We start from the raw sequence: 25,279 nt of genomic DNA on the forward strand, positions 1-25,279 counted from the left end.
AATCTGTCCGTTTGATATGGAGATTCCTCCCGATAGCTATCGGGACGGGAATGACAGTAGGAGGAAGGGGAAGATATCTTACATGTAAAGTGTTCTTATTCTGCTCAATAAAGCCTTAACTTTGCCCGTTCGAAGGAAGGCGATGGTCGATTACAATCTTATTTCATTACCCAACGGCATTAGAGTAATTCATAAAGAGGTTCCAAGTACTAAAATTGTGCATTGCGGATTTATTTTGGATATCGGTAGCCGAGACGAGTCAGAAGAGCAGGCTGGAATTGCTCACTTTTGGGAGCACATGGCTTTTAAAGGAACTAAGAAGAGAAAGGCTTTTCACATTCTCAATAAACTAGACTCTGTTGGCGGGGAGCTGAATGCCTATACCACCAAAGAGAAAATATGCTTCTATGCATCGGCATTGGATAAGCACATGGAAAGCGCCTTCGAGTTATTGAAAGACATTACGTTCGATTCCATTTTTCCAGAAAAGCAGATTGAAAATGAGCGCGGGGTAATTCTAGAAGAGATGTCTCTCTACCACGATAATCCTGAAGATGCTATTCAAGATGAGTTCGATCGAGTCATTTTCAAAGATCACCCTCTAGGCCAGAACATTCTTGGAACACCAGAAAGTGTTAGGTCTTTCCATAGAGCAGATTTTCAAGGGTTTTTAAAAGCCAACCTTAATACAGAGCGCGTTATTTTCTCTTGTGTGGGTAATGTGTCTTTCAAGAAAGTACAGCGCTTGGCCGAAAAGCATTTTGGTGAGATACCAAAAATTGAAGCTGCCAGAATTAGAAAACCCTTTGCTGAATACACTCCTGAAAAGGAAATTATAAGAAGAAATATCTCTCAAGCGCATTGTGCTATTGGAGCAACGGGCTACCCATTGACCAGCAAAAAGAGACTCCCGCTTTTTATGTTGATCAATATTCTTGGAGGCCCAGGCATGAATTCTAGGTTGAACTTGGCCTTACGCGAGAAGTATGGTTTTGTGTATAATGTAGAAGCCAGTTACCACCCATTTGCAGATACAGGTCTCTTTGCCATTTACTTCGGTACAGAGCAAAGCCAAGTAGAGCGTAGCCACAGAATCATAGCTAGAGAGCTCAAAATGCTGAAGGAAAAACCGCTTGGTGTCATGCAGTTGCACAAAGCCAAAGAGCAGTTGGTAGGTCAATTGGCCATGGCAGAAGAGAATAATGCGAGCCTGATGCTCATGTTAGGTAAAAGCATTCTAGACTTAAATAGAGTAGATAGTCTTGAAGATGTTTTCGATAGAATCCGAAAAGTTAGTAGTTCCGATTTAATGGATATTGCCAATGAAATGTTCGATGCACAGCGATTAAGTTACCTCACCTTTTTACCACAGAACTAATGGAGTTTATTCCTGAAGATATTCAAAAGTACGTTGAAGAACACTCTGGAAAAGAATCGGAGCTGCTTTCTAAACTAGATAGAGAAACACATCAGAAGGTACTCATGCCAAGAATGCTTTCTGGTCATTTGCAGGGGCGAGTGTTATCTATGGTTTCTCACATGATGAAGCCTAGCCGAATTCTCGAGATTGGAACATACACAGGTTACTCTGCTATCTGCTTGGCTGAAGGGCTTGCCGAGGGTGGAAAGCTCATTACTCTAGACAAGAATGAGGAAATTGAAGAAATGGTAAGAGGCTATTTCGAAGAAGCCGGTCTGTCAGATCAGATCGATTACCGAATTGGCAATGCCATGGACTTAATCCCTGATATTGAGGGGCCTTTCGATTTAGTTTTCATAGATGCGGATAAGAAAAATTATCTGAATTACTTTAACTTAGTCATTGAAAAGGTTCGGATAGGAGGCTTTATCATTGCCGATAATGTATTGTGGAGTGGTAAGGTGGTTCAAACCGAAAAGAAAATTGATACCGATACGCAAGCAATTCTCGACTACAATCGTTCCATGGAAGAAGATGACAGAGTTGAGAACGTTTTATTACCCATCAGAGATGGCCTCATGGTGGTAAGAAGAAAACAGTGAGAAAGACATTCACCGCACTACTCATTCTCCTGCTGGCTTCGTTACGCTTACTAGCGCAAGCCCCAATCACTGTCCCCAATGAAATGGAGTTTGCTGGCGTTAAGCTGAAGATTACAGCAGATGCCCGTAAAGAAATTGAGGAAACACTAGACCTGCTTACCCGCAGCCAATATCACTTTCAAATACTTGTAGATCGCTCAAGGCTATATATGCCTTATGTTGAGCAAGTGCTAAAGCAAGAGGGTATTCCAGAAGATTTTAAATACCTACCTATTCAGGAGAGTCAGTTTATTTCAGACGCAGTCTCTACTTCCAATGCCGTAGGCTTTTGGCAGTTTAAAAAGGCTTCAGCTCAAGAACTCGGGCTTCGTGTAGATAATGTGGTAGATGAACGAAAGCACATTATAACCGCAACCATTGGAGCAACCAAATACTTCAAAAGGAGCAATTTCGTGTTCGATAACTGGGTGCTTTCTCTTCAATCTTACTTGCAAGGGCTAACCGGTACGCAGAGGTCGGTTGATGATAAATTGTATGGCGCCAAGTCAATGACCATCAACGGGAAGACACACTGGTATGTGAAGAAGTTTTTGGCGCATTATCTGGCTTTCCAAGATTATGTGGGCAGTGGTAAATACCGAGACGATTTTAGTTTACATAATTATGAAGGAAGGGGAAAGACCCTTCGTCAGGTAAGTTCAGCTACTAACACCAATTATGAAGAGCTCAAAGACTATAACAAGTGGCTGAATCAGTCGAAAATTCCTGACGATAAGTCTTATATGGTTTTTTACCCTGACCCGAAGAGAAACCATAGTCCGGTGGTTGCTTCTTCAGGAGATAAACCTAAATCTTCTGGAACTTCTACTTCTTCTTCGGGCTCATCTAAAACTACCAGTAGCTCCAACACTTCAAGCGGTCAATCAAACGAAAGATCCATGCGCTTCAGGCCAATTGCTGGCAATGTGGGCGCTTTTCCTAGAATAAAAGGTAATACAAACATGGCGTATGAGCCAGGGCAAATTGAGTTGAACGGTATTCCGGCAATTCGTGCAAAACAAAACGAAAGTCTACAAACCCTTTCTCGAAGAACAGGGGTGAAAATAAAACGCCTTAGGAAGTTCAACGACATTGGTGAAAGAGGAAATGTTCGTGCAGATAAGTACTACTACCTCAAGAATAAAAAGAACAAGGGTAAGGTGCATTATCACATTGTTCAGCCAGGGGAAACTCTTTGGTCCATTTCACAAGATTACGGTATTAAGCAGAAAAAGCTGATGCACAAAAACCGCATGAGAGACAGCGAGCAACTGAAGGTGGGGAGGGTGCTCTGGTTAAGATTTATTCGCCCAAAAGATATTCCTGTAGAGTATAGCAATGTGCTTCAGCCTCAAACTACTCAAGCGGCATCTCAGCAAGTTTCAGTTGAGCCAGAGAAAACCATAGAGCAACGGGTTGAAAGACCTCGAACTGTAGAGGTTCCTTTAAAGGATGACAACGAAGTCTTTATTGAGCCAACTCCACTAAGGCGATTGGAAAATACAGCCACCGATACGGTAATCACTCATAAGGTGAAGTATCAAGAAACCTTCTTTGCTGTTTCTAAAGAGTACGGAGTAGAAATAGATGAAATATTGGAGTGGAATAACCTACAAGTAACCAATGGCCTTCAGATAGGGCAAGAGCTCAAATTAATGGTGCCGAAAACTCGATTTAAAACGGCTGAACCCAAAAATGAGGTAATAACTCACGAAGTTCAAAAAGGGGAAACTATGTGGGCAATATCTAGAAAATATGGCGTTGAAGTCGAAGACTTAAAGATGTGGAACAACAAGGCAGATAACACCCTGTCTTTGGGCGAAAAGTTGATTATTCGTAAACCAAATTAGATTTAACTCACCAGTGGTCAAAAAGCCGCTGCTATTTTTCAGCCCTTTAATTTACTCCATTACATTTGCAGCAGATTTTTAGGAATGTTTCAAAAGACTCTTCTATTTCTTTCCTTCTTTCTTTGTTTTCACTTGGCTTGGGCACAAGAACAAGAAGCCGATTCTACACTTTTGCCTCGTCCAGAGATCATTAACCCTGAAGACACTATTACTTATTGGAAAAATGGTGGAAACTTCAACCTAAATATCCAGCAGGTAGGGCTTACCAACTGGGCAGCCGGAGGTAGTTCTTCTTTGGCTATTGGAGGCATTGTAGAAGGTTTTACCAACTACGAGAGAGAAGAGGTGGTCTGGGAAAATAAGCTCAAGATTGGTTACGGTATTATCAGAAACGGAGATAACTCTAATCGCTTTGAGAAAACGGATGATGCAGTTATTCTGAACTCTAAGTATAGCCAGAAAATGAGTCAGGAAATACTGATGACCGCCACTATCAACTTTAGGACTCAAATGGATGAAGGGGTGAAGTTAGAAACGGTTTCTGGCCAATCTGAAAAGAGAAGAGTACTCATCTCAGACTTTATGGCGCCAGGTTACCTTCAGGCTTCGCTGGGTTTAACCTATAAGCCCACAGACTGGGGGTTAACAGCTACGTTGGCACCCTTTGCTGGTCGATTTACATTTGTTCTGAATGACTCTTTAGCAACAGCAGGGTCTTTTGGTGTGGCAGCTGGTGAAAGGATTAGATCTGAGGCTGGTATTTCGCTCATAGGTTCTTTCAAGAAAACTCTGATGAAGAATGTAGAGTTTGAAACCAATTACAACTTCTTCTCAAACTATGAGAAATTCCCGAATACAGTAGTGAACGTAGAAGCAAGCCTAAACCTAAAAGTGAATGACTTTATTCAGTCAAAAATTAATACCCAGCTCATTTATGACGATGACGTCAAAGTAACTCGGTCTGATGGTACACGGGGTAGGGATATTCAGCTCAAGAATGTAATCACGGTTGGCTTTATTCTGAAGTTTTAGAACTCTGGGTCTAGCCCAAGCTTTTCTTGAAGATCACGCAGGGCAGGGTATTTTGATTTAAGATGCTCAAACTTCTCTCTGTCGGTGTAAAGCATTCTGCCTTTTTCAATTTGCCTTATTTCTGAACTGATTGTCACGTTGTCGTTGGCTAATCCGTCTCTTAGAAATTGAAGTAAATCTGCTCTAAAGCGTTCAAAAGTAGGTTCTAAGGCCTCGTTGGCAATTGGGATAATCACATGTTTATCTTTGAGAGTATAAGGCTCTTTTAAGATGAGTAGCTCATGCTGGAGGCCTCTTTTCTCACGTTCCTCTACAAACTTATTATAAACTTCATCGAGTTGTTCTGCAGTAAAAGGAGTTTCTCTCAGGGTGCCAACCACTACTTCTTCCTCTTCGGTATCATCTTCCACTGGCTTTTGCATAGCGGCCTTCAAAGAGTTAAGGTCGGAGGGAATGGCCATGGTTTTACCCGATCCTGGCCTTCTAACCTTTCTGGTGGTGGGTTGTGCCACTGGCTGAGTTTCTTCCGAAGCAGCAGGTGCTGGTGGAGGAGTGGGAGAGCTAGGTTCTGAATCTTGAGTAGCTTGAATTTTGGTTTCAACCTTTGGCTCAGGTTCAGTTTTCGACTCTGCAGCTGGGGCAGCTTCTTTCTTTTCGGCTTCTGACTTCTTAGATTCAGACTGCTCTAGAATTTTTTTTTTGATGAGTCGTCCAAAACGCTCACATCAGCCAGTTGAAGGGCAGTTGTTAGGTGCGCCATCTTCAATAGTGCTAGCTCTACATGTAAGCGCTGGTTTTTACTTCCTTTATACTGAATATCGCACTGGTTGGCAATATTTAATGCAGTAAGTAGGAATGACATCGGAACTGCGTTCGACTGTGTTTGGTACTTAGCTTTTACCACATCAGAAACCTCTAATAACTGAATGGTAGCATTGTCTTTACTTACCATTAGGTCTCGGAAATGGCTGCTCAGTCCAATAATGAAGTTATGACCATCAAAACCCTTTTTCAGAATCTCATCGAAAATCAATAAAGTTTCCGTGGTGTTTTGAGCCATTAAAGCCTCAGTCATTCTGAAGTAATAATCATAATCCAGAATGTGCAGGTTTTCTATGGTAGCTGTGTAGGTAACCTTCTTTCCATGTGAGAATGTCACAATAAGGTCGAAAAGAGAAAGTGCATCTCTCATAGCACCATCAGCTTTTTGACCAATTAGGTTAAGCGCTTCATCTTCAGCTTCAATACCTTCCTTCTCTGCAATCATTTTCAACTGACCTGAGATGTCACTCACCTCAATTCTGTTGAAGTCGAAAATCTGACAACGAGAAAGAATGGTAGGAATTACCTTGTGCTTCTCCGTAGTTGCTAGAATAAAGATGGCGTAAGAAGGCGGCTCTTCTAGAGTCTTCAAAAACGCGTTGAAGGCCTGATTAGAAAGCATGTGAACCTCATCTATGATGTATACCTTATACTTGCCTTGCTGCGGAGGATAACGCACCTGATCGATCAGGTTTCGGATATCATCTACCGAGTTATTAGAGGCAGCATCGAGCTCATAGATATTGAAAGAATCGTTGCCTAAAAGCGGATTGTCAATGGATTGTTCGTTTATTAATCGGGCCACTATTCTTGCGCAGGTAGTTTTACCAACCCCTCTTGGACCACAGAAAAGCAGTGCCTGAGCTAACTGCTCATTGTCAATTGCATTTTTAAGGGTAGTAGTAATGTGCTCTTGACCTACAACCTCTTCAAAACCAACCGGCCTATATTTCCGTGCCGAGACAACGAATTTTTCCATTGCCGCAAGATATAAATCTTGACCTATAAGTTCGAAGTTCTAGGTTCAAAGTTTAATAAAAAAACAACTCTCAGTCTCGTCATTCCCGTCTCGATAGCTATAGGGAGGAATCCCTATCCGGTTTCTTACAAACTACTTAAAAGAAAAACCACCAAGTGCGCGGAGGTCGCAAAGGCCGGTTTTCCCTTTTCCCATCTCGACTCTATGGAGAGATCGGCCAAGTGAGATCATAAGGAAGCTTTTATGACTGTAGCAGGATATTAGCAGGATAATGTCGCTCCTCTGGAGCTAGGATCACATTCCAGTGAGTCTGGTTATTACATTTCGCTCGCACCGAGCTAGTTGTTTGGTGAAGTCTTGACTACAGAGTGGCTCAATGTCATAATCATAGGTACAAACTGATGTGATCTTCGTAGAAGCAGTATCTCTTTTCCCATCTTGAACACAGCCGAAAGATCAGCCAAGTTTTTTTCAGGCAGACCCCTCCGCAAAGGTCGGGGTGAAAAAAAGCTTTCCCTTTTTTCATCTCGACTCTATGGAGAGATCGGCCAAGTGAGATCATAAGGAAGCTCTTAAGGCTGTAGCAGAACATTAGTAAGATAATGTCACTCCCCTGGAGCTAGGATCACTTTCCAGCGAGTCTGGTTATGACATTTCACTCGTACCGATCTCAATGGCTCGGTTAAGTTTTGGCTACAGAGTAGCCTAATGTAATAATTACGGGCACAAACTGATATGAGCTTCGTAGAAGCGGTATCTCCTTTCCCATCGACCTCTAAATATCCATATGAGGATACCTTGCTCTGATAAGCATAAAGAAACCGTAGGCTACTAATCCTAAGCCAATGAATGAAAACACGACTGTTCCCAATGTGTTTTGGAGCCAAGAAAAGGCCTCCTTAGTTCCCCCAGCTTCATCGGGATTTAGAAAATAGGCTGCTCTAAAGATCAAAAAGGCAATGATGGCAAATACAATGGCTCTTGCGCTGAAACCAATGCGCGCTACTCTGGTCAGTACTTTTCTTCCAGTTTCATTTAGCTTATCATCACTGATTTTCTTTTTATGGAGCTTGGACCAACCGATGGTTGCATCGAAAATGGCTCGACCCAAAATGCTGGCAGAAACAATGTAAAGCATAGCTCGTCCATAAGGCAAGTCTAATACTTGTTCAATAAGTAAAGAGGTTTGTTGGTTGTCTGTATTGCCCCTAAGAAAAATTTTAAAGGCCGAAAAGGTGATGAGACTGTACATAAACCCGCCAAGAAAAAATCCTGCTCTAACACCTAGTCCTCTTAGATCATTTCCCCAATCGTCAGTGCCCTTAATGGCTTGGTAAAATCTGTATAGCGAATAGGCGCCAAGGCCAACGCCTACAGCCACCAGTAGTATTTTACCAAAGGCCTGCTGAGAAATAAAGAGCAGTACATCGGTGCTGTCAGCTTTTTGACCCATTCCAAAAATGGTAAAGGCCGCTAAAATACCCATAAGTATATAGACAATGCCTTTAGTGCCGAGTCCTGCTTGAGCAAGTATGGTGGTTGTTTTGGCCATTCTATTGACTATTGAAATATCATTTAAAAAATCTAATACCTATTGCTGAAGGCGATTAGTTAAACTCAATAATGTTGAATTAAAACCTTAGATGTGAGATTAACTTGATTCTTGATTCATTTGTTCTTGAGTCTGTATATGTTAACAATGAAGCTGACATGAGTAAATAGCAGCTTATAATATGGTTTGCACAGTTTTAAAGAATGCTAGTTTGGAACAAAAAAGGCCTTACATTTGTAGTCCTTTTGCGTAAGGCAAACTTGTTCCGAACATCTTTCGGAGCTATAACATATGGGGCCGACTGGAATTGACAGTATGTGCAATGCGAGTGTAAGCATGCAGGGAGTTGTTAGTATTTCCCTTAAATAAAACTTTCATCCTTTTAATTGGCGAAAGACAATACGCCCTTGCTGCCTAATTAGTATTAGATAGCAATGTGTCTCTCTCACCCCTCGTTCTGCCGGGTGGGAATATGAGACATCATCATGCAGAACTAGCGTAAGTGGTTGTCGTGACATTTGCGCAAAATTAATCGCGGATAAGGTTTGGATTAGGGTGGTTGCTGTCCTTAACAAACTCGAAAATTAATCAGCAAATAAGCATGTAGAAGGCACTTAGTGTTCCTTATCTGGACGAGGGTTCGAATCCCTCCGGCTCCACAACCAAAAATGGGTCTCCTCGGAGACCCATTTTTGGTTAAGCATTATTGAATGGTTTAGGGTAAAACTTAAAATTGCCTAAGGCTATTATGCTTACAATTACTTAATTTGATAAACATTTGCTTTCAGAATCCACCTTCCAAAATGACCGAATCGGAAATTAGACGCTTACTAACTCAGACCATTGAGACGGAACCAGAGAACTATTCAAAGGTTCTTGAGTTGTCTTCCATGCTTTCCAGATTTGATAGGAAGAACGTTAGGTTCTCTGTCGATGCCGGTGTTATTGACAGATTAGGTCGAGAATTGGTTGGGAAAAAGGAAACGGCTGTTTCTGAGTTGGTCAAAAATGCATATGACGCAGATGCCAAAAAAGTCGACTTGACCTTTTCGGATTCTGACTATGAAGGTGGCACTCTCGAGATTTCCGATGATGGCATTGGCATGTCTCGCGAGGAGTTGATTGATGGCTTCATGAAGATTTCTTCAACTGACAAAGTCCACAACCCCAAATCGCCAAAGTACAAACGAAATCGTGCTGGACGGAAAGGAATTGGACGGTTTGCAGTTCAAAGGCTGGGTAATAGATTGGCCATTATTTCTAGAAAAGAGGGTTCGCCCACAGCAGTAAAGGTGACGATAGATTGGTCTCTTTATAAAGGAGATCAAGATTTGTTGACAATTAACAATCAGATAGAAGAATTCGAATCAGATCGAGCCTTTGGAACAACTCTAACCATTGAAGGTCTAAGGGACAAGTGGACAATAGCAAGTATTGAACGCGTTTTTCGGTATATATCGGCATTGATTCAGCCATTCCCATTATCCAAAGAAAGAATTAAGCAAGAGAAAGAAAGAAGCTCTAAAACATTAGACCCGGGGTTTAAAGCCAGTTTATTTAAGAAAGATGGTTCCGAAACCATTGCCATTGCTGATGAGCAAAGCATGATTTTCGACTATTCTGTTGCTGTATTTGAAGGAATTGTTGATGATCATGGACACAGTCTGCTCTCAATTAAGAGTAAAAGATTTGAAATAGATGAGATGATTCAATTGGGTGCGGAAAAGGATAAATTTGAGTTAGGGTATGGGCACTTGCGTAATGTAAGCTTCAAGGCTTATTACTTTTTATATACTTCAGATTATATTCCTACTCAGCAGTTAAGTAAGATTAGAGAGCTTTCACATACTGCTGGAGGTATTCGGTTATATAGAAATGGTTTTCGCGTACTGCCCTATGGAGAGTTTGGTGATGATTGGATAGAATTGGATGAATCGGAAAGAAAAAGGACTTTATTGGCACGACATGCCAATAACAATTTCTTTGGATTTGTAGAAGTTTATGACCCTGAAGGAGAAAAATTCCAAGAGACCTCCAGTCGAGAAGGGCTACTTGATACTTCAAGTTTTGAAGAATTGAAAGACTGGGTTTATCGTAGTATAATCACAGGAGTCATCCGTATCGGACATGCTAGAGATATAAAGGTCACTTCTGGCCAAAAAAATTGGCAAGGGAAGGCTGATAAACCAGTAAGAAAACTAAAGGCTCTAAAGGAAGAACTCGAAAAAGAGGCTGAAGCTGTAAAAACGGATTCTTATACGGAAAAGACCAAAGAGGAAATTACGGATCGACTGATTGACCAAAATGAGAAAATCAGAAGAACCGTTGACACTATTGACGAGGTCATTGCCGAACAAGAACTTGAAGACTCCCTTCAATTCAAGGAGACGGGAATTCTCAGGGTTCTTGCAAGTTTGGGCTTGTCAATCGGAATTTTTACCCACGAGATACGACACTACTTGGCGGCAATAAATGCTTCTACAAAATTACTTTCAAAGAAGTATAAGGAGGACAATGAGTATCAAAATAAGATTGCTGGCTTATTGGATAATGTAAGAACTTTAAGGACTTACACCTCATACTTTGATAAAGCCATTTCGGAAAATATTACCCGAGAATTAGTGCCTCAGGAGGTTCCTTTGGTAGTCTCACAATTCTTCAAAGTTGTTTCTCTAGATTCTGGTTTAAACCAGGTTGAGATTCAACAGACTGAAATTAATGGTGCGGATTTATTTACCGTCCCAATGCACTCTTCAGAGTGGGCCACAATTCTCTTCAACTTATATACGAATTCATTAAAAGCTATAAAGAGGGCTAAAACTGATAACGGTAAAGTTTGGCTAAGAATTGGTAAAGAAAATAGGCGGGTTTATCTCGAGTTCCTCGATAATGGAGATGGTATCCCTGAAGTGAATCGAGACCGCATATTCGAACCCTTTTTTACAACCTCAACATCAGCTGGACATTTTGCGGATGAGCAAGATGAAATCTTAGGAACTGGTCTTGGACTCAAAATAGTTAAGGATATTATTAATGCCTATGATGGGTCGATAGAAGTTGTTGATGCCCCTTCTGATTATAGCACCAATATTAGAATAGAGCTTCCTGAGGCCACCGAAAAAGATTTAGAAAATACATGAGTATCAAGTACCTATATCTAGATGATGAGATTGAGGAGTTAACTCGTCATATTCCTGAGCTTCTTTCTTCAGAGGATGATGAACTTGAAATTGATCTGAAGTTACCCAAGTCCTTTGGAGAGGAAATTCAAAGGCTGCGATCTAGTGAATACGATGGTCTGATTTTAGACTTAAGATTAGATGTAAAATCAGAGGCTGAGTATAGAGCATTCACTTTAGCACAGGAGTTAAGGACAAGAGCGACAGAAGGAACGTTAACTGATATTCCGATCGTTGTTTGTTCTACAGATGCAAAACTCAAAAAGTCATATAACAAGGATGGCACTGGGCATGATTTGTTCGATAGTAAGTACTTGAAGGAAGAGGATTTAGTCGATAACTCAGAGGTTGTTGCTAAAGAATTGGTCGCGTTCGCCAAAGGTTACAAACACATTGCAGAAATCAAGGCCAAAATGGGAGGTCGTGGACCTCAATTAAAGCAAATGTTCCAACTCTCAGCAGAGGAATTGAAACCATTGGATGTGAGGCTTACAGAGCACTTTGGTGAAGTGACTGGTAGGTTACCAGTACATGAATACGCCCGATTTATTTTAAGAGAAATGATATGGACTTCGGGGCCATTGATTGATAGGAAAGTATTAGCTGCTAGGTTGGGTTTAAAAGATGACTCTCCAGGCTTCAATGAACTAATTGAGACGAAGTTTAATCAGCTTAAATACAAAGGTCCTTTTCATGAAGGTTGGGACCGTTGGTGGTGGCATCTTGTTGATCAGTGGTGGAGAAAAACCTGTAAATCCAATCTTGCCTTTTTAGATGCTCAAGAAAGGGCAAGTCAACTTACAAGTGCAACCAATATTAATGGACTTAATGCTGCCGAACCACTAGATCGCGAATACGCGACTAAGTTTTGGACTATATGTGCACTTTATCAACTCCCTTTGGATCCAATAGACGCAATTCGCGCTGAAACAAAAAATGAGCCTTTGCCATGGCAAGATAATTTAAGTATGAGTATCAAAGCGGCTCTTGACGTTGAAAGTAAAGCCAACAATCTTTTTCCTCATCAATTAGAAAAAGAGCGAGTTAATGAGCTGAAAACGACAGGTGGTGAATGAATAAGAGTGGTAAGAAAAAGTTCAAAAGGGAAATGGCGGACCAACTAAGAAAGTTTGGTAGTGCTCTTTTAGACAATCAGGCCATAACAACTAAAAAGCCCTTTGATGATGCAGCCAATCAATGTCAGAATGGGCCGATGCCAGTGGTGAAAGGTGTGAAAATTAATACCGCTACGACATGGGGTTATGAAATCGCAAACATCGTTTTCAATATTCCTAAGGATAAGAAAGCAAAGGGGGTTTATCCTGAAGAGGCAAGTTGTGAAAGCGTATCTGTTTCAGCGATTGTAATTGGCAATTATCTCAGGAACGATTATGCCGAAGATCCATATTCTCATCTTGAGTTGAATGTTGTTTCTAAGGGAAAAAGGAAAGATGGTACTGCTATGCTCAATAGCTGGCATTTGGATCGTCATTTGACCGATGATAAGAGTAAACAGCCTAAGGAAGCACATCCGATATATCACTTTCAGTATGGGGGGCAAAAGTTGAGACTTCCTGACGGTAACTATGGAACACATTTAGTACTTGATACTCCAAGGTTAATGCATCTTCCCTTAGATGCAGTGTTAGGCATTGATTTTGTTCTTTCAAATTTTCTTGGTGACCTTAGAAACAGGCTCTGCGATGTCAAACCATATTACGACTGTGTAAAGGAAAGTCAAAAAAGTATTTGGAGGCCTTACATCCATTCGATGGCTAAAATTTGGACAGGTTATGGAGAAGCCAATTACGACTGGGATGTAAAGGCAATATGCCCTCAAATTTTGTAATTGATATGCATAAATCTGTTTATGAATATCTAGCAAAATACTCCGATACAACCAACTTGGTTGATAAGCTCATAATGTCCCTGTTTTATGAGTTCAATAACATTCAGCCTCGGAACAATCGGTTACTTCTCGATCATTACATAAAGGAGCAAGATGATGAGGAACGAAGTAAGCTGGAGCACCTAATTGGTCTTGTCAGGAAGGAGAGAGAAATATTAACAATTGAAGACCTAATTCAGCTTTTTGAGTTTGTTATTTCTCCAGCAGATAAGGAGGTCAATGGTGCTGTATATACTCCTAATCAAATAAGAGAATATATTGTTACCGAGTCTATAGATAGACTTGAGGTATCAGGCAGGGATTTGAATTTTGCTACATTTGGAGATATTGCTTGCGGTTGCGGAGGCTTCTTTTTTACCCTAACTCAACAACTCAAGGCAAGAACTGGCAAGGATTATAAAGACATTTTTCAAGATAATATTTTCGGTCTCGATATTGAGGCATACAGTATCAAAAGAACCAAGTTACTGCTTTCTGCGCTTGCATTGCAAAATGGCGAAGATGAAGAAACCTACAATTGGAACTTGTTCGTTGGTGATGCGCTAAAGTTCAAGTGGGATGACAATTGCGATAAAATAAGAATCAATGGAGGCTTCGATGCTATTGTTGGCAATCCTCCATATGTAGGTTCGGTTAAGTTAGATGCTCAGACAAAAGAGGAATTAAAGAAGTGGGATGTAGCTAGTGTAGGAAAGGCAGATTTATATATTCCTTTTTTTCAAATAGGGTTAGAACTTTTGATTGAAGGTGGAGTTTTGGGCTTTATCTCAGTAAATACCTTCTATAAAAGTCTGAATGGAATTGGACTCAGGAATTATATTTCACAAGCACTGTATGACTTAAGGATAATCGACTTTGGAGGAGAGCAGATATTCAAAAGGCGTACGACATATACATGTATATGCATCATACAGAATAGGAGATCTGATCATCTTGAATACATCAAAATTGAAAGTCGAAGGCTTCAGCAATTAGGTGAAAGACACTTTGTTTCAATTCCTTATAATAGACTGGATAACCACAGAGGATGGCTATTGGATGAAGCTAAGGTTTCAGCATTGGTTTTGAAAATTGAGACAATTGGTGAACAGCTTGGACAATGTTTTGATATTCGCAACGGGTTTGCCACTCTAAGAAATAAGATTTACTTAATTAGGGCCAATAGAGAAGATGAGGAGTTTTTTTATGTCAAATTAGAAGAAAAGGAATTTGGGATAGAAAAGGGGATCTGCAAACTGGCTGTAAAGCCAAATATTCTGAAGTCTGAGGAAGATATTGACGAAAAACTCGAGTACCTACTTTTTCCTTATCACTTGACTTATCCAGAAGGAACTTTGTTTCCAGAAACTCAAAACCCGGTTTTGAGTCTTTTCAAGGAGGATTATTTTCAAGAAAATTTTCCGTATGCATATAAATATTTGGTATTCCATAAGGAAGAGCTGGCAAAGAGAGACAACGCAAATAAGGAATATGAGAATTGGTTTGCATTTGGCAGAAATCAGGCACTCAATTTAAGAGGGAAGAAATTACTTTTTCCCTATATTTCTAACCAACCTTATTTTGTCTACACTGATAACGAAGATCTCCTTTTTTACAATGGGTTTGCAGTAATCTCCCACAAAGAGGAGGATCTCAGAGTTGTACAAAAAGTGCTTAATTCTAGGCTTTTCTGGTTCTACCTGTCTCATGTTAGTCGCCCGTATGATAACGACTATTACTCTATGGGAAAGCGGTATTTACAACGTTTTGGCGTATACCAATTTACAAATCATGAAAGGAACGAACTTTTATCGATGACAGATCAAGAATCAATTGATGAATACTTAGAATCCAAATATGAGATAATGCTTCCAGATAGCTATTTGAATAGTATCAGCGAATCATAAGAAGTGATTTTTGTTATTTTTACGCATCTATTTCCTTCTCTTCCACTCCGTCATTGCAATTCTCACTTCTCCAAAGGTATACTCATCACCTAATTGGCTTTTGATTTCTGTTAAGGTGGTGGTTTCTGGGGTGATTAGGCTGAGGATGTTTTTAAGCTTTTGCTCATCTACCAAATCGGTGGCTTTTACTTCTCCAGTTTCAATGTATTTAGAAAGATGGCCTTCAATAGTGGAAGACACTAGCCCACGTTCTTCTGCAATTTCTTCTACGGTTTTACCTTGCTTATACAGCTCAAAGCTTACTTCGGCCGTTGGCGTTTTGTCTTTCTTTTTCTCGGTTTTGGGAATAATTACCTCTTTCAGTACATCTTGAACATCTTGCTTAGTGAGGGTTTTACCTTCGGCCATAAACTGAATAAACAGATTGGCCCTGAGCATAGCCATTTGTTTGCTAAAGAGTTGTTCGTGAAGCTCCTTCAGCTCCTTTCGATAGGCTTTGAGTCTGGTCTTGTCTTTCAGATTTTTATCGTGCGCCTTAATGGAGTCTAAGGCGTTAGTCAAAATTGTAGAGAAATACCCTTTTGCTTTTTCAACCCTTTCGGCTAAAAGCTTCATGTCCCCTTGCTTATGAATGATAGAGTAAGCCTGGCTTTGAAAGCTTTTGCCTACCTGAACCATGTCTAAAATTGGCTTGGCCTGTTCGTTGGTCCACTCAGAAAATTGCTGCTTAAGCGATCTGTTCTCTTGCTTGTCGAAGCTAAACACATGTGCCCTGAATATTCGCGCCAGTTCCTCAAAATTGAAATGCTTAGAGATGAGTTGGTAGAGGTAGTCGCTGCGGTCTTTGGTAAGTCTATTGTTGAGTTCTTCTTTACTTGGTCGGTTTTCCGCAAACTCCTTCATCGACCTTGAAATATCGAAGCCCTCCAGAGGTATTTTTGAAGAAAGTACCAGTCCGTTGAGTGAGGTAAGTCTGGAAAGCGCCACATAAACCTGACCTTGGGTAAAAGCTCCTGAAAGGTCTAAAATGGCCTTTTCGAAGGTAAGTCCCTGGCTTTTATGTACCGTAACTGCCCAGGCCAACTTAATGGGGAAATGGGTGAAACTACCCAGTATTTTCTCATCGATCTCATTGGTATCTTTGTTCAACGAGTAGCGTTTGTTTTCCCAAGTATATTGTGGAGCAGCCACTTCATTGCCATCACCGAATTTCACCTTAATAGTCCCTGAGCTTATGGAAGAAATATGCCCGATTTTACCGTTGAAGAATTGGGCTTCGCCCGAAGGGTCATTCTTAATGAACATTACCTGAGCCCCTTCTTTAACAACTAGCGTTTTGGGGATAGGATAGGAGTTTTCGGGAAAGTCGCCTGTAATTTCTGCCTGAAAGGAATGACTCTTAGCTTCTAGAGCCTGAAGTCGTTCATTATTAATGTTGTCAGCTTTTCTGTTGTGGGTTGTCAGATGAATGAAACCATCAGACTCTTGTTCATTAAAATTGGGTTTGTAGTACCCGTTCAAAAACTCAATATCGGCATGGGTCTGAGTATTTTCTCTGAACCTGTTGAGTATTGAGATAAACTGATCATCGCTCTGGCGGTAAATTTTCTCTAGTTCAACATGAATAAGTGATTGGTTACTGAGTGCCTTGGCTTCAAAAAAGAAAGACGATTTGTAATGAGATTTCAAAACATTCCACTCGTTGTCTTTTACTACTGGCGGAAGCTGAAGCAAATCGCCAATAAATAGCAATTGAGCCCCTCCAAACGGAACGTCTTTTCGCTTCCTCAAATACCGAAGCATATGGTCGATGCAGTCTAGTAAATCGGCCCGCAGCATACTCACTTCATCAATGATGAGTAGCTCCATTTCTCTAATCAGTTGGCGCTTGGTTGCATTGAAACGAAGGCCTGAAAACAAGTTGTAAAGCGTGGTGACCTGTGCGTTTACATCGGGCGGAATTACTCTTTCTGGAATAAATGCACCAAAAGGAAGCTGTAATAAGGAATGCAATGTAACTCCTTGAGCATTGATAGCCGCAATGCCAGTAGGAGCTGCAACAATAGTTTTTTTGTGAGTGTGTTCAACTATGTATTTGAGAAAGGTGGTTTTGCCTGTTCCGGCCTTTCCGGTTAGGAAAACGTGCCTGTCGGTAGTATTGATGAACTCTGCTGTGAGCTTAGCTATGTCGCTCAATTCATGGCGCATATGTTTATTATTTTGAGCGATGCTTCTTGATAGAAACATCTTGGTTAATCACCGAAAGTGGGTTTCGGCATAAATTATACACTACAAATATGAAAAAGAACTTGAGCCTAATGGCAATGAGCATGGTTTTTCTGAACTATTTTGGCTGTTATCATTTATATAGTTAGCCATTAACTCCATTACCTTTGTACTATGAAGTGTTCGACAGGGAAATACCAATATATGTCTCAAGACTTGGCTGAAACCGCCCTGATTGACCAACACATCTATAAGGGCTTTCTTCCTCATGAAGGGCCTCAGAATGTCTACGAGTGCGATATTTGCGGTTACTGGCACCTTACCTCTAAAAATGCCGAGCAAAACCCAAGGCTGACTGAAATGATAGATTCTGGGGAGATGAAGCGGAAACAAGATGCGCAGCGCTGGGAGCGATTCTAACTAATATTCTACAAAAGTTGATATAATCTTTAATTTCGTGCTTCGTTTTGAAATCCATTAAGCATGAGAAAATTTCTCTTCCTGTTAGGTTTAGTTGCTGTTATTTCTGTTCGCGCACAAGACTCTAAAAGCACAGCTACAGCCAATGTTACGGTCATAGAAACTCCACTTCATTTTCCTAGAATGGAAAGAGAGCGTCAAATAAGAGTTTACCTTCCTCCTAACTACTCGAGCACAAAGAAAGATTACGAAGTGCTTTATATGCACGATGGTCAAAACCTGTTTGATGATGCGACTTCTTTTGCTGGAGAATGGGGTGTAGATGAAGTGTTGAACGACCTTTACAAGTCTCATGGCCTGGAGCTTATTGTAGTGGGAGTGGACAATGGAGCAGAACACAGAACGCAAGAAATGGCTGGCTGGGACCATGAAAAGTATGGTAAGGCAGAAGGCAATGAATACATGAACTTCATTGTTCGTGTGGTAAAACCTTACATAGACAAAAAGTACAGAACCTTACCTTCTTGGGAGCACACAGGAATAATGGGAGGCTCAATGGGCGGACTTATCTCACATTACGCTATGTTCCAGTATGCTGGATATTTCAGTAAAGCAGGAATTTTCTCTCCAAGTTATTGGTATAGCGAAGGAGCTTTTGAACAAGTGAAAGGGTTCAAACTATCTTCTGATGTTAAATTGTTCTTCTACATGGGTGGAAAGGAAGGGCCGATGATGATGGATAGTTATAATCGCATGCTAGCACTGTTCAAGGAACAAGGCTATGCTGATCAAATGACCTCTAAGATTAACCCTAAAGGCGAGCACAACGAACGTTTTTGGAGAGCAGAGCTGAAAGAAGCCCTACTTTGGCTGTACGACAAGTAGTTTTTGGTTTACTAGCCCCGATCAACTGCTATATTTGCGCAGAATTAATTCCCTATGATTTTTAAAATCATTTCCCTGCTTCCTCAATGGTTGGTGTACCTGATTGCCGATTTTCTCTGGTTTCTCGGATTTCAAGTGTTTGGCTACAGGCGATCTATCATTCAAGACAATATTAGAACCTGCTTTCCTGAGTTCACCGAAAAAGAGGTGAAGAAAACGGCTAATCAATTTGGTAGACAGTTTTTGTATGTTCTGGGAGAGGCAATTTACGCCTATCGTTTTACCGAATATGACTGGAAAGAGCGGGTTGAGATGAGAGGTTCAGAAAAGGTGAGAGGGTACATAGAACAAGGAAAAACCGTTCTGGTTGCCTATGGTCACATGACCAATTGGGAGTGGCCTTTTCTGTCTATGGGGAGTTTACTCAATGTGCCTATAGAGTTTCTTTACAGGCCAATGGAAAATAATGGAGTAGATAAGTCGCTATTGACTTTCAGAGAAAAGCATGGTGGAACTGGTCTACCTAAAGACAAGGCCATCAGGCATATTCTGAAGAATAAAGATAAACCTCGGGTTATAGGTATTATTGGAGATCAGATACCTTCAAGAGGAACAGATAAACAATGGTTAGATTTCTTCAACAAAGAAACCGCCTTTTATCAGGGTTCTGAAAAAATTGCGATTGCTACTCAAAGTCCAGTGTTTTTTATGGAAGTCTTGAGAATCGGTCGTGGTAGGTATCAATGTACATTTCATGAGATTGCTACCCCGCCTTATTCCAAAAAGCATACAGGTATTATTAAATCTTATGCCCAACATTTGGAGCAGAATATAAGAAAGCAACCTGAAGGATATTTATGGTCTCACCGAAGGTGGAAGTATACCAAAGCTGAAGACCCAACCATTAACGAACAGGCCAAATCAGGAGAGAACTAAGCCCATCCTTTAATGGTTAATAAACACCACTTTTAACACGATGATTTTTGTAAAAATTGCTTCTTGGCTGCCGTTTTGGTGGATTTATTTCTGGTTCAGAATGACGGCCTATTTTGCATTTTATGTGCTTAAATACAGAAGAGGTGTTGTTCATGAGAATATCAAGAAATCATTTCCAGACCTGAGCGATGAAGATAGGTTGAAGATAGAAAAGCAATTTTATCTTCAATTTATGGAGGTTTTTGCTGAGTTCACTAAGTCATATTCTTTCAAGAAAAAAGATTGGGAACAACGCTGTAAGTTAATCAACCCAGAAGTACTGCAGGCTCACTTAAGTAAGGGCGAACCTATTTTGTTGCTGTCGGGCCATGTAGCCAACTGGGAGTGGCCTGCACATGCAATAAGTCAGCAGATCGGTTACCCTATGGAGTTCCTTTTTAAGTCGATCAAAAAAGAGTCTTATCAAGGCATTATGCACAAACTCCGCACTAGACATGGAGGTTTGCCAATACCTAAAGACACTGCTTTAAGAGAGATCATAAAAAGGAAAAATGTCCCTAGGGTGATCGGTATGATAGCCGATCAGATACCTAGTATGGGGACGGAGAAGCGCTGGGTCAACTTTCTCAACCAAGAGTCTGCCTTTTATGTAGGAGCAGAGAAAATAGCTAGTTCTGTTAATTACCCTGTTTACTTTTCCGATACGGTACGAGTATCTAAAGGGCATTATGAAGTGACTTTTAGACCGATAGCGCAGCCGCCTTACGCTGAATCACCTGCGGTAATTGAAAAGTATGCCCAGCTTTTAGAAGAAGCCATCAACCGAAATCCGGCAGATTATCTCTGGTCTCACAAACGCTGGAAATACAACAGACAGCAAGCAGATACTGCTTCCAATCAATAAGAATTATTCGTCTCGTAAAACTTCCGTAGGGTTTTGTCTTGCTGCGTTGAACGAGTGTACTCCAATAGTTAGCCAAGCTATTATTATTGATGCCACTCCAACAAGCACAAATACCCAGACCTCAATTGGTGTTGAATAGGCAAAGTTGGAGAGCCAGTTTTTGGTAAAGAAATAGGCCAATGGGCTGGCTATTACAATAGAAACAATAATCAGAATTGAGAATTCTCTAGTGAAAGAACTTATGATCTGTTGAGCTGTGGCTCCGAGTACTTTTCTTATACCGAGCTCCTTTTTTCTTTGCTCAGCAGCAAATGCCGAAAGCCCAAATAGACCAAGACAGGCAATGGTTAAAGCCATCACCGTAAAGATGTTCAGAATCTGGCCCATTCTCTGTTCAGTTCTAAAGTTTGCTTCGAACATCTGATCCATGAATGAGTATTCGAAAGGAATGGTGGCATCTACTTCCTTCACGCTTTCTTCAATACTTTTAAGGCTATTTTCCAACGAAGATTTACTAGCCACAATTTGATTGTTCAGCCTAACGGATAGGTAGTTGTTGCTGTGCTTCCACATGATGTCGTTCTCCTGATGAATGAGGAGGAGTGGGCCTATTTCATAACGAACACTGTTATGGTTGAAGTTTTCCACTACCCCAATTACCTCAAAGAGGGCCTCGTTGCTATTAGGGAAGGTAATATGTTGGCCAATGGGCGAATTGTCTGGGTCAATCGGGTACTCCCAACCAAGCACTCTAACAGCCTCTTCATTCAGTATTACTTTGCGCTGGTCAGTGCCTCTGGTTTTGTCAAAGTTTCTACCTGCCAGAAAATTTAGGTCTAGCAAATCGATATACTCTTCGTTACTTCTGATCCTGTTCAATGTCACCACCTCGGTGTCGGGGCCGTAAGCTTTGTATTTGTCCTCATTCCAAACATTGGGTGGAATAAGATCAGATATACCGGCCTGTTCAATTGCCGAATTGGCAACAAGCATATCTTGAAGCGTTTGCTGCTGCTCGTTAGTTAGCATTTCCATATTATGGACTTGCAAAATGTTTTCTGTGTTGAACCCCAAATTTACGTTGGAAACATAATTGAGCTGTTTCTGCACAAAGAAGGTAGCTATAATTAGCGCTACGGAAATAGTGAATTGAACCACTACAAGAGTGTTCCTTAGCATGCTTCCTTTAAAACCAGAGCTTAATTTTCCTTTGAGTACTTTCATAGGGCTGAAGGATGATAGATAAAAGGCTGGATAGCTTCCGGCAGCCACGCCTAGTATAATTATAAAAGCAGCCACTAGCCCGATAGCATTTGGGTTGGTGGCGTATTCATAAAGACTCAATTCTGTATTGGCCACTAGGTTGAAACCATCTAAAGAGATTTCGGTGACCACTAAAGCTATTACTGTACTTACGGCAACATATAAAACCGATTCAAAGATAAACTGCTGAATAAGTGTTCTTTTCTCCGATCCCAGAACTTTTCTAATACCCACTTCTTTGGCTCTGTTAGCCGATTTGGCTGTAGAAAGGTTCATAAAATTGATGCTGCATAAGAGTAGAATAAGTCCGCCTACAGCTGAAAAAATCTGGATATATAGAATGTTGCCGCTAGGGCCAATGCGGTTACCCGAAGGTGGAGAGTACACATAAACTTCGCTTAAGGGCTGCAGTTCTAGAGTCCAAGCTTTGTCTTTGGTATATTCTGCATAGCTCTGGCCAAAAACATTTTGTATTTCTTGTTCTGCCCATTTTGGAGGAATAGACTGGATTTTTTGCTCAAGCTGCTCAATGTTCACCCCATCGGCCACTAAACCATAGGTTACAAAGGTTGTCCAGATCCACTGATGCTGTCTTCGCTTTATATCATCAAATGAAGTCATGGAAAGCAACATGTCGAACTGTATATGTGAATTGGTTGGAATACTTTCTAGAACAGCCGTTACACGGAATGCTTTGACATCCGTTCCCTGATTTACCAAAAGTGTTTTTCCTATGGCTTCTTCTGTACCAAAGTACTTAGTGGCAGTTTCTTCAGTGACCACCACGTTACCCGGTAGCTCCAGAGCTGTTTCTAAGCTTCCATTTCTGGCCTTAAAGTCAAATATTTCAAAGAAGTTCTGCTCTGCAACAAATGCTTTACTTTCTGTAAACGAAACAGGGTTGCCGGTATCCGGTCTGTAGCTTACTGCCATTTCCCCTGGCGTATGAACTCTGGTTACTTCTTCAAACTCGGGCACATCAGACCTTAATGCAATAGCTAAATTCGGACCAGTGGAGGCGAAGGGCTCATTCCAGTCTCCCCAGATCATGGGCTGGTTCACTCTATAAATTCTATCTCCCTGGCTATGGAAGTTGTCATAGCTGTACTGGTTCATCACGTACAGCGCGATTATTACTGTGGCGGTAATGCCTATGGTTAGCCCAAGTATATTGAGGATAGCGAATTGTTTGTGGCGAATGGCGTTGCGCCAAGCAATTGTGAACATGGTTCTAAGCATAGCTGAATTTAATAAGTTCGGCTTTTGCTAGCCAAGGAATATGCCAAAGAAAAACAGGCCTAAATAACTGATTTAGGCCTGTTGGAAATTGTATGTCGTATTAAAATGTTCTTACAAGGACGATGGTGTTCGCTGGCGGTCGGTTAATTGACTTTGTGTTTTTCCAATGCACGTTCCAGTTTGTTGTCTTTTGCTCCTTGCCATCTCTCTAAGATGATGCCTTCTGGAGATATTAAATAGTGGGTGGGTAGCACCTGAATTCCATACTTGGCAAAAATCTCTTTTTTGTTTTCAGCTTTCCAAAGTACAGGCCAAGGCAAGTTAATGTCTCTTTGTTCAGCCATTTTCCTCCAACGTTCGTGAGAAAAATCTTCATTGATAGTTAATACTTGAAGATTCTCATACTTTTCTAATGACTTAACCATATTGGGGTATTCTACCCAACACCAACCACAACCAGTTCCTGCAAAATCGAGAAGAATGTATTTGCCTCTTAAGTCTTCGGTTGATGTTTGCTGATCATCAATAGTTGATGCGATAAAGTCCATCATTGGATCTCCCTCTTTTAGTCTTTCAGATACATCTAAACCCAGTAATGAAATGTTGTATTTGGCTAAGTCGTTAGTTTTAGGGTTAGACATGGCCAGTAGCCGTTTTTGATCTTCTGGAAGTAGCCTGTCACTACTGCTTGCTAAGTAGGACTGGGCCATTTTAGTCTTAATATTTTCTTCTAGAATCTTGGCTCGTTCTTCTTTTGGGGCTTTTACTATCTGCTGCCACAAATCTTCTGCGGGTGACCCTTGAACATCTATTCCATTTTTAAAGCCAGATTTAGAGATGGTCACCGTAATATCATTATTGTCTATCCACAACGATTTAAACCTAGACTTATAAATGATGGCCATGGATTCAGGGCCTACCAGTTTCCTAACTATTGTAACTTCTTCTTTTTCTGTCGGAAGCAAAAACTGACCTTCACTAAAGGATATTGATAATTGATCTTTTGTCTTAAAGCCATCAAGTTTAAAGGTTAACCTTAAAGAATCTTGAGCGGTAAGATTAAAGGACAACAAGCAAAATGCTAAGAGGGTAAGTGTTTTTTTCATGTTTTGTCTATTTTGAGTTTATGGCTGCTTTGTGTGCTCTTAATGTTGAAAGGCAGTCAATCAGTTAACTTTGTGCTGCTCTAGCTTCCTAATTAGCTTTTCAACTTTACCAGCTTGCCATCTATCTAGGATTGTTCCATCTGGAGAGATTAGGTAATAAGTGGGTAGCACGTTGATTCCATATCTGTCAATGATTTCCTGTTTATTCTCTGCTTTCCAAAGTACTGGCCATGGTAATTCAATATTCCGTTGTGTGGCTATTTTTTGCCATTGTGAATGCCTAAAGTCTAGGTTGAATGTAAATGTCTGCAGGTTTTTGTAATTAACTAATGTTTTAGACATCTCAGGATACTCTACCCAACACCAGCCGCAATTAGTGCCGGCAAAATCAAGCAGAATGAATTTGCCTCTTAAGTCTTTGGTTGAGGTTTGCTGATCATCAATAGTTGATGCGATAAAGTCCATCATTGGGTCTCCTTCTTTGAGTCTATTAGACATATCATAAGCCATTAAAAGATCATACTTGGCTAAGTCTTTGGTTTTAGAGTTAGACATGGCAAGCAGTCGTTCTTGATCTTCTGGAAGTAGCCTGTCACTACTCCTTGCTAAGTAGGACTGAGCCATTTTAGTATTAATGTTTTCTGCTAATAGCTCGGCTCGTTTTTCTTTTGGGGCTTTTACTATCTGCTGCCACAAATCTTCTGCGGGTGACCCTTGAACATCTATTCCATTTTTAAAGCCAGATTTAGAGATGGTTACTGTTATATCATTATTATCTATCCAAAAAGATCGAAGCCTAGACTTATAAATTATGGCCATAGGTTCTGGATTTTCCAGCTTTCTAACTATTGTAAGCTCTTCTTTCTCTGAAGGAAGTGAAAACCGACCTTCACTATATTCAATGGATAATTGATCTTTTGCCTTGAAGCCTTCAAGTTTAAAGGTTAGTCTTAAAGAATCTTGAGCGGTAAGATTTAAGGACAACAAGCAAAATGCTAAGAGGGTAAGTGTTTTTTTCATGTTTTGTCTA

General features: G+C 40.7%; 19 protein-coding genes and 1 other RNA gene. 13 read left to right on the forward strand and 7 right to left on the reverse strand.

Annotation, left to right across the window (positions count from 1 at the left end; translation table 11 throughout):
* The first annotated feature begins 142 nt into the window (after nucleotides 1–142).
* The 4 genes from T7867_RS09030 (at nucleotide 143) to T7867_RS09045 (ending at nucleotide 4,943) form a co-directional block, all read left to right on the forward strand.
* Nucleotides 143–1,378 carry a M16 family metallopeptidase gene (locus T7867_RS09030; protein WP_068225193.1) on the forward strand — a complete coding sequence of 412 codons (1,236 nt, stop codon included), beginning with the start codon at nucleotides 143–145 and terminating at the stop codon, nucleotides 1,376–1,378.
* Nucleotides 1,378–2,022 carry an O-methyltransferase gene (locus tag T7867_RS09035; protein ID WP_068225194.1) on the forward strand — a complete coding sequence of 215 codons (645 nt, stop codon included), beginning with the start codon at nucleotides 1,378–1,380 and terminating at the stop codon, nucleotides 2,020–2,022. The genes T7867_RS09030 and T7867_RS09035 overlap by 1 nt, the downstream gene beginning before the upstream one ends.
* On the forward strand, nucleotides 2,019–3,911 hold the full coding sequence (locus T7867_RS09040) for a LysM peptidoglycan-binding domain-containing protein (protein WP_157717735.1): 1,893 nt from the start codon (nucleotides 2,019–2,021) through the stop codon (nucleotides 3,909–3,911). Before T7867_RS09035 ends, T7867_RS09040 begins: the two co-directional genes overlap by 4 nt.
* Before the next feature lie 84 nt (nucleotides 3,912–3,995).
* Entirely contained in the window at nucleotides 3,996–4,943 is a 948-nt protein-coding gene (locus tag T7867_RS09045) for a DUF3078 domain-containing protein (RefSeq protein WP_068225198.1), read from the forward strand.
* Here the strand turns inward: T7867_RS09045 and T7867_RS09050 are convergent.
* The 3 genes from T7867_RS09050 to T7867_RS09060 all read right to left on the reverse strand — a co-directional run bounded on the left by T7867_RS09050 (nucleotide 4,940) and on the right by T7867_RS09060 (nucleotide 8,296).
* Entirely contained in the window at nucleotides 4,940–5,455 is a 516-nt protein-coding gene (locus T7867_RS09050; RefSeq protein ID WP_322300100.1) for a hypothetical protein, read from the reverse strand. The two genes, T7867_RS09045 and T7867_RS09050, sit on opposite strands and share 4 nt — an antisense overlap.
* A 173-nt stretch (nucleotides 5,456–5,628) precedes the next feature.
* Nucleotides 5,629–6,744, reverse strand: coding sequence for a DNA polymerase III subunit gamma/tau (gene dnaX, locus T7867_RS09055; protein ID WP_322300101.1), 1,116 nt, complete (start codon nucleotides 6,742–6,744; stop codon nucleotides 5,629–5,631).
* A gap of 775 nt (nucleotides 6,745–7,519) precedes the next feature.
* On the reverse strand, nucleotides 7,520–8,296 hold the full coding sequence (locus tag T7867_RS09060; protein ID WP_322300102.1) for a DUF1206 domain-containing protein: 777 nt from the start codon (nucleotides 8,294–8,296) through the stop codon (nucleotides 7,520–7,522).
* A 293-nt stretch (nucleotides 8,297–8,589) separates the two neighbouring features.
* Between T7867_RS09060 and ssrA the strand changes: the two genes are divergently transcribed.
* The 5 genes from ssrA (at nucleotide 8,590) to T7867_RS09085 (ending at nucleotide 15,270) form a co-directional block, all read left to right on the forward strand.
* Nucleotides 8,590–8,958, forward strand: a transfer-messenger RNA (tmRNA) gene (ssrA, locus tag T7867_RS09065).
* A gap of 141 nt (nucleotides 8,959–9,099) precedes the next feature.
* The gene (locus T7867_RS09070; RefSeq protein ID WP_322300103.1) at nucleotides 9,100–11,436 is read left to right on the forward strand and encodes a sensor histidine kinase; all 2,337 of its coding nucleotides are present in this window, start codon (nucleotides 9,100–9,102) and stop codon (nucleotides 11,434–11,436) included.
* The gene (locus T7867_RS09075; protein ID WP_322300104.1) at nucleotides 11,433–12,551 is read left to right on the forward strand and encodes a hypothetical protein; all 1,119 of its coding nucleotides are present in this window, start codon (nucleotides 11,433–11,435) and stop codon (nucleotides 12,549–12,551) included. The genes T7867_RS09070 and T7867_RS09075 overlap by 4 nt, the downstream gene beginning before the upstream one ends.
* Nucleotides 12,552–12,583: 32 nt before the next feature.
* Nucleotides 12,584–13,324: a hypothetical protein gene (locus T7867_RS09080; RefSeq protein ID WP_322300105.1), complete on the forward strand. Its 741-nt coding sequence runs from the start codon at nucleotides 12,584–12,586 to the stop codon at nucleotides 13,322–13,324.
* Between the two features lie 5 nt (nucleotides 13,325–13,329).
* Entirely contained in the window at nucleotides 13,330–15,270 is a 1,941-nt protein-coding gene (locus T7867_RS09085) for an Eco57I restriction-modification methylase domain-containing protein (protein WP_322300106.1), read from the forward strand.
* A 27-nt stretch (nucleotides 15,271–15,297) separates the two neighbouring features.
* Here the strand turns inward: T7867_RS09085 and T7867_RS09090 are convergent, their stop codons facing one another.
* The gene (locus T7867_RS09090) at nucleotides 15,298–17,478 is read right to left on the reverse strand and encodes a helix-turn-helix domain-containing protein (protein ID WP_322300107.1); all 2,181 of its coding nucleotides are present in this window, start codon (nucleotides 17,476–17,478) and stop codon (nucleotides 15,298–15,300) included.
* A 222-nt stretch (nucleotides 17,479–17,700) separates the two neighbouring features.
* Between T7867_RS09090 and T7867_RS09095 the strand changes: the two genes are divergently transcribed.
* From T7867_RS09095 to T7867_RS09110, 4 genes are all read left to right on the forward strand, one after another.
* Nucleotides 17,701–17,916 carry a hypothetical protein gene (locus tag T7867_RS09095; protein WP_322300108.1) on the forward strand — a complete coding sequence of 72 codons (216 nt, stop codon included), beginning with the start codon at nucleotides 17,701–17,703 and terminating at the stop codon, nucleotides 17,914–17,916.
* 63 nt (nucleotides 17,917–17,979) lie between these two features.
* Entirely contained in the window at nucleotides 17,980–18,801 is an 822-nt protein-coding gene (locus T7867_RS09100; RefSeq protein WP_322300109.1) for an alpha/beta hydrolase, read from the forward strand.
* Between the two features lie 54 nt (nucleotides 18,802–18,855).
* Nucleotides 18,856–19,737 carry a lysophospholipid acyltransferase family protein gene (locus tag T7867_RS09105; RefSeq protein ID WP_322300110.1) on the forward strand — a complete coding sequence of 294 codons (882 nt, stop codon included), beginning with the start codon at nucleotides 18,856–18,858 and terminating at the stop codon, nucleotides 19,735–19,737.
* A gap of 40 nt (nucleotides 19,738–19,777) precedes the next feature.
* Nucleotides 19,778–20,641: a lysophospholipid acyltransferase family protein gene (locus T7867_RS09110; RefSeq protein ID WP_322300111.1), complete on the forward strand. Its 864-nt coding sequence runs from the start codon at nucleotides 19,778–19,780 to the stop codon at nucleotides 20,639–20,641.
* Nucleotides 20,642–20,644: 3 nt separating this feature from the next.
* Here the strand turns inward: T7867_RS09110 and T7867_RS09115 are convergent, their stop codons facing one another.
* The 3 genes from T7867_RS09115 to T7867_RS09125 all read right to left on the reverse strand — a co-directional run bounded on the left by T7867_RS09115 (nucleotide 20,645) and on the right by T7867_RS09125 (nucleotide 25,269).
* Nucleotides 20,645–23,143, reverse strand: a complete 2,499-nt coding sequence (locus T7867_RS09115) for an ABC transporter permease (RefSeq protein WP_322300112.1) — start codon at nucleotides 23,141–23,143, stop codon at nucleotides 20,645–20,647.
* Nucleotides 23,144–23,286: 143 nt separating this feature from the next.
* Entirely contained in the window at nucleotides 23,287–24,249 is a 963-nt protein-coding gene (locus T7867_RS09120; RefSeq protein WP_084375786.1) for a TlpA family protein disulfide reductase, read from the reverse strand.
* A gap of 60 nt (nucleotides 24,250–24,309) precedes the next feature.
* Nucleotides 24,310–25,269 carry a TlpA family protein disulfide reductase gene (locus T7867_RS09125; RefSeq protein WP_068225227.1) on the reverse strand — a complete coding sequence of 320 codons (960 nt, stop codon included), beginning with the start codon at nucleotides 25,267–25,269 and terminating at the stop codon, nucleotides 24,310–24,312.
* Nucleotides 25,270–25,279 lie beyond the last annotated feature (10 nt).

Source organism: Roseivirga spongicola (genome assembly GCF_034376045.1).
Lineage (GTDB): Bacteria > Bacteroidota > Bacteroidia > Cytophagales > Cyclobacteriaceae > Roseivirga > Roseivirga spongicola.

Excerpts from the sequence above, each read along its gene's own strand:
- T7867_RS09090 (WP_322300107.1), bottom strand. The coding sequence starts at position 17,478 with ATGCGCCATGAATTGAGCGACATAGCTAAGCTCACAGCAGAGTTCATC.
- T7867_RS09120 (WP_084375786.1), bottom strand. The coding sequence starts at position 24,249 with ATGAAAAAAACACTTACCCTCTTAGCATTTTGCTTGTTGTCCTTTAAT.
- T7867_RS09125 (WP_068225227.1), bottom strand. The coding sequence starts at position 25,269 with ATGAAAAAAACACTTACCCTCTTAGCATTTTGCTTGTTGTCCTTAAAT.
- T7867_RS09075 (WP_322300104.1), top strand. The coding sequence starts at position 11,433 with ATGAGTATCAAGTACCTATATCTAGATGATGAGATTGAGGAGTTAACT.
- T7867_RS09045 (WP_068225198.1), top strand. The coding sequence starts at position 3,996 with ATGTTTCAAAAGACTCTTCTATTTCTTTCCTTCTTTCTTTGTTTTCAC.
- T7867_RS09105 (WP_322300110.1), top strand. The coding sequence starts at position 18,856 with ATGATTTTTAAAATCATTTCCCTGCTTCCTCAATGGTTGGTGTACCTG.
- T7867_RS09095 (WP_322300108.1), top strand. The coding sequence starts at position 17,701 with ATGTCTCAAGACTTGGCTGAAACCGCCCTGATTGACCAACACATCTAT.
- T7867_RS09085 (WP_322300106.1), top strand. The coding sequence starts at position 13,330 with ATGCATAAATCTGTTTATGAATATCTAGCAAAATACTCCGATACAACC.
- T7867_RS09080 (WP_322300105.1), top strand. The coding sequence starts at position 12,584 with ATGGCGGACCAACTAAGAAAGTTTGGTAGTGCTCTTTTAGACAATCAG.
- T7867_RS09100 (WP_322300109.1), top strand. The coding sequence starts at position 17,980 with ATGAGAAAATTTCTCTTCCTGTTAGGTTTAGTTGCTGTTATTTCTGTT.
- T7867_RS09035 (WP_068225194.1), top strand. The coding sequence starts at position 1,378 with ATGGAGTTTATTCCTGAAGATATTCAAAAGTACGTTGAAGAACACTCT.
- T7867_RS09060 (WP_322300102.1), bottom strand. The coding sequence starts at position 8,296 with ATGGCCAAAACAACCACCATACTTGCTCAAGCAGGACTCGGCACTAAA.
- T7867_RS09110 (WP_322300111.1), top strand. The coding sequence starts at position 19,778 with ATGATTTTTGTAAAAATTGCTTCTTGGCTGCCGTTTTGGTGGATTTAT.
- T7867_RS09115 (WP_322300112.1), bottom strand. The coding sequence starts at position 23,143 with ATGCTTAGAACCATGTTCACAATTGCTTGGCGCAACGCCATTCGCCAC.
- dnaX (WP_322300101.1), bottom strand. The coding sequence starts at position 6,744 with ATGGAAAAATTCGTTGTCTCGGCACGGAAATATAGGCCGGTTGGTTTT.
- T7867_RS09030 (WP_068225193.1), top strand. The coding sequence starts at position 143 with ATGGTCGATTACAATCTTATTTCATTACCCAACGGCATTAGAGTAATT.
- T7867_RS09070 (WP_322300103.1), top strand. The coding sequence starts at position 9,100 with ATGACCGAATCGGAAATTAGACGCTTACTAACTCAGACCATTGAGACG.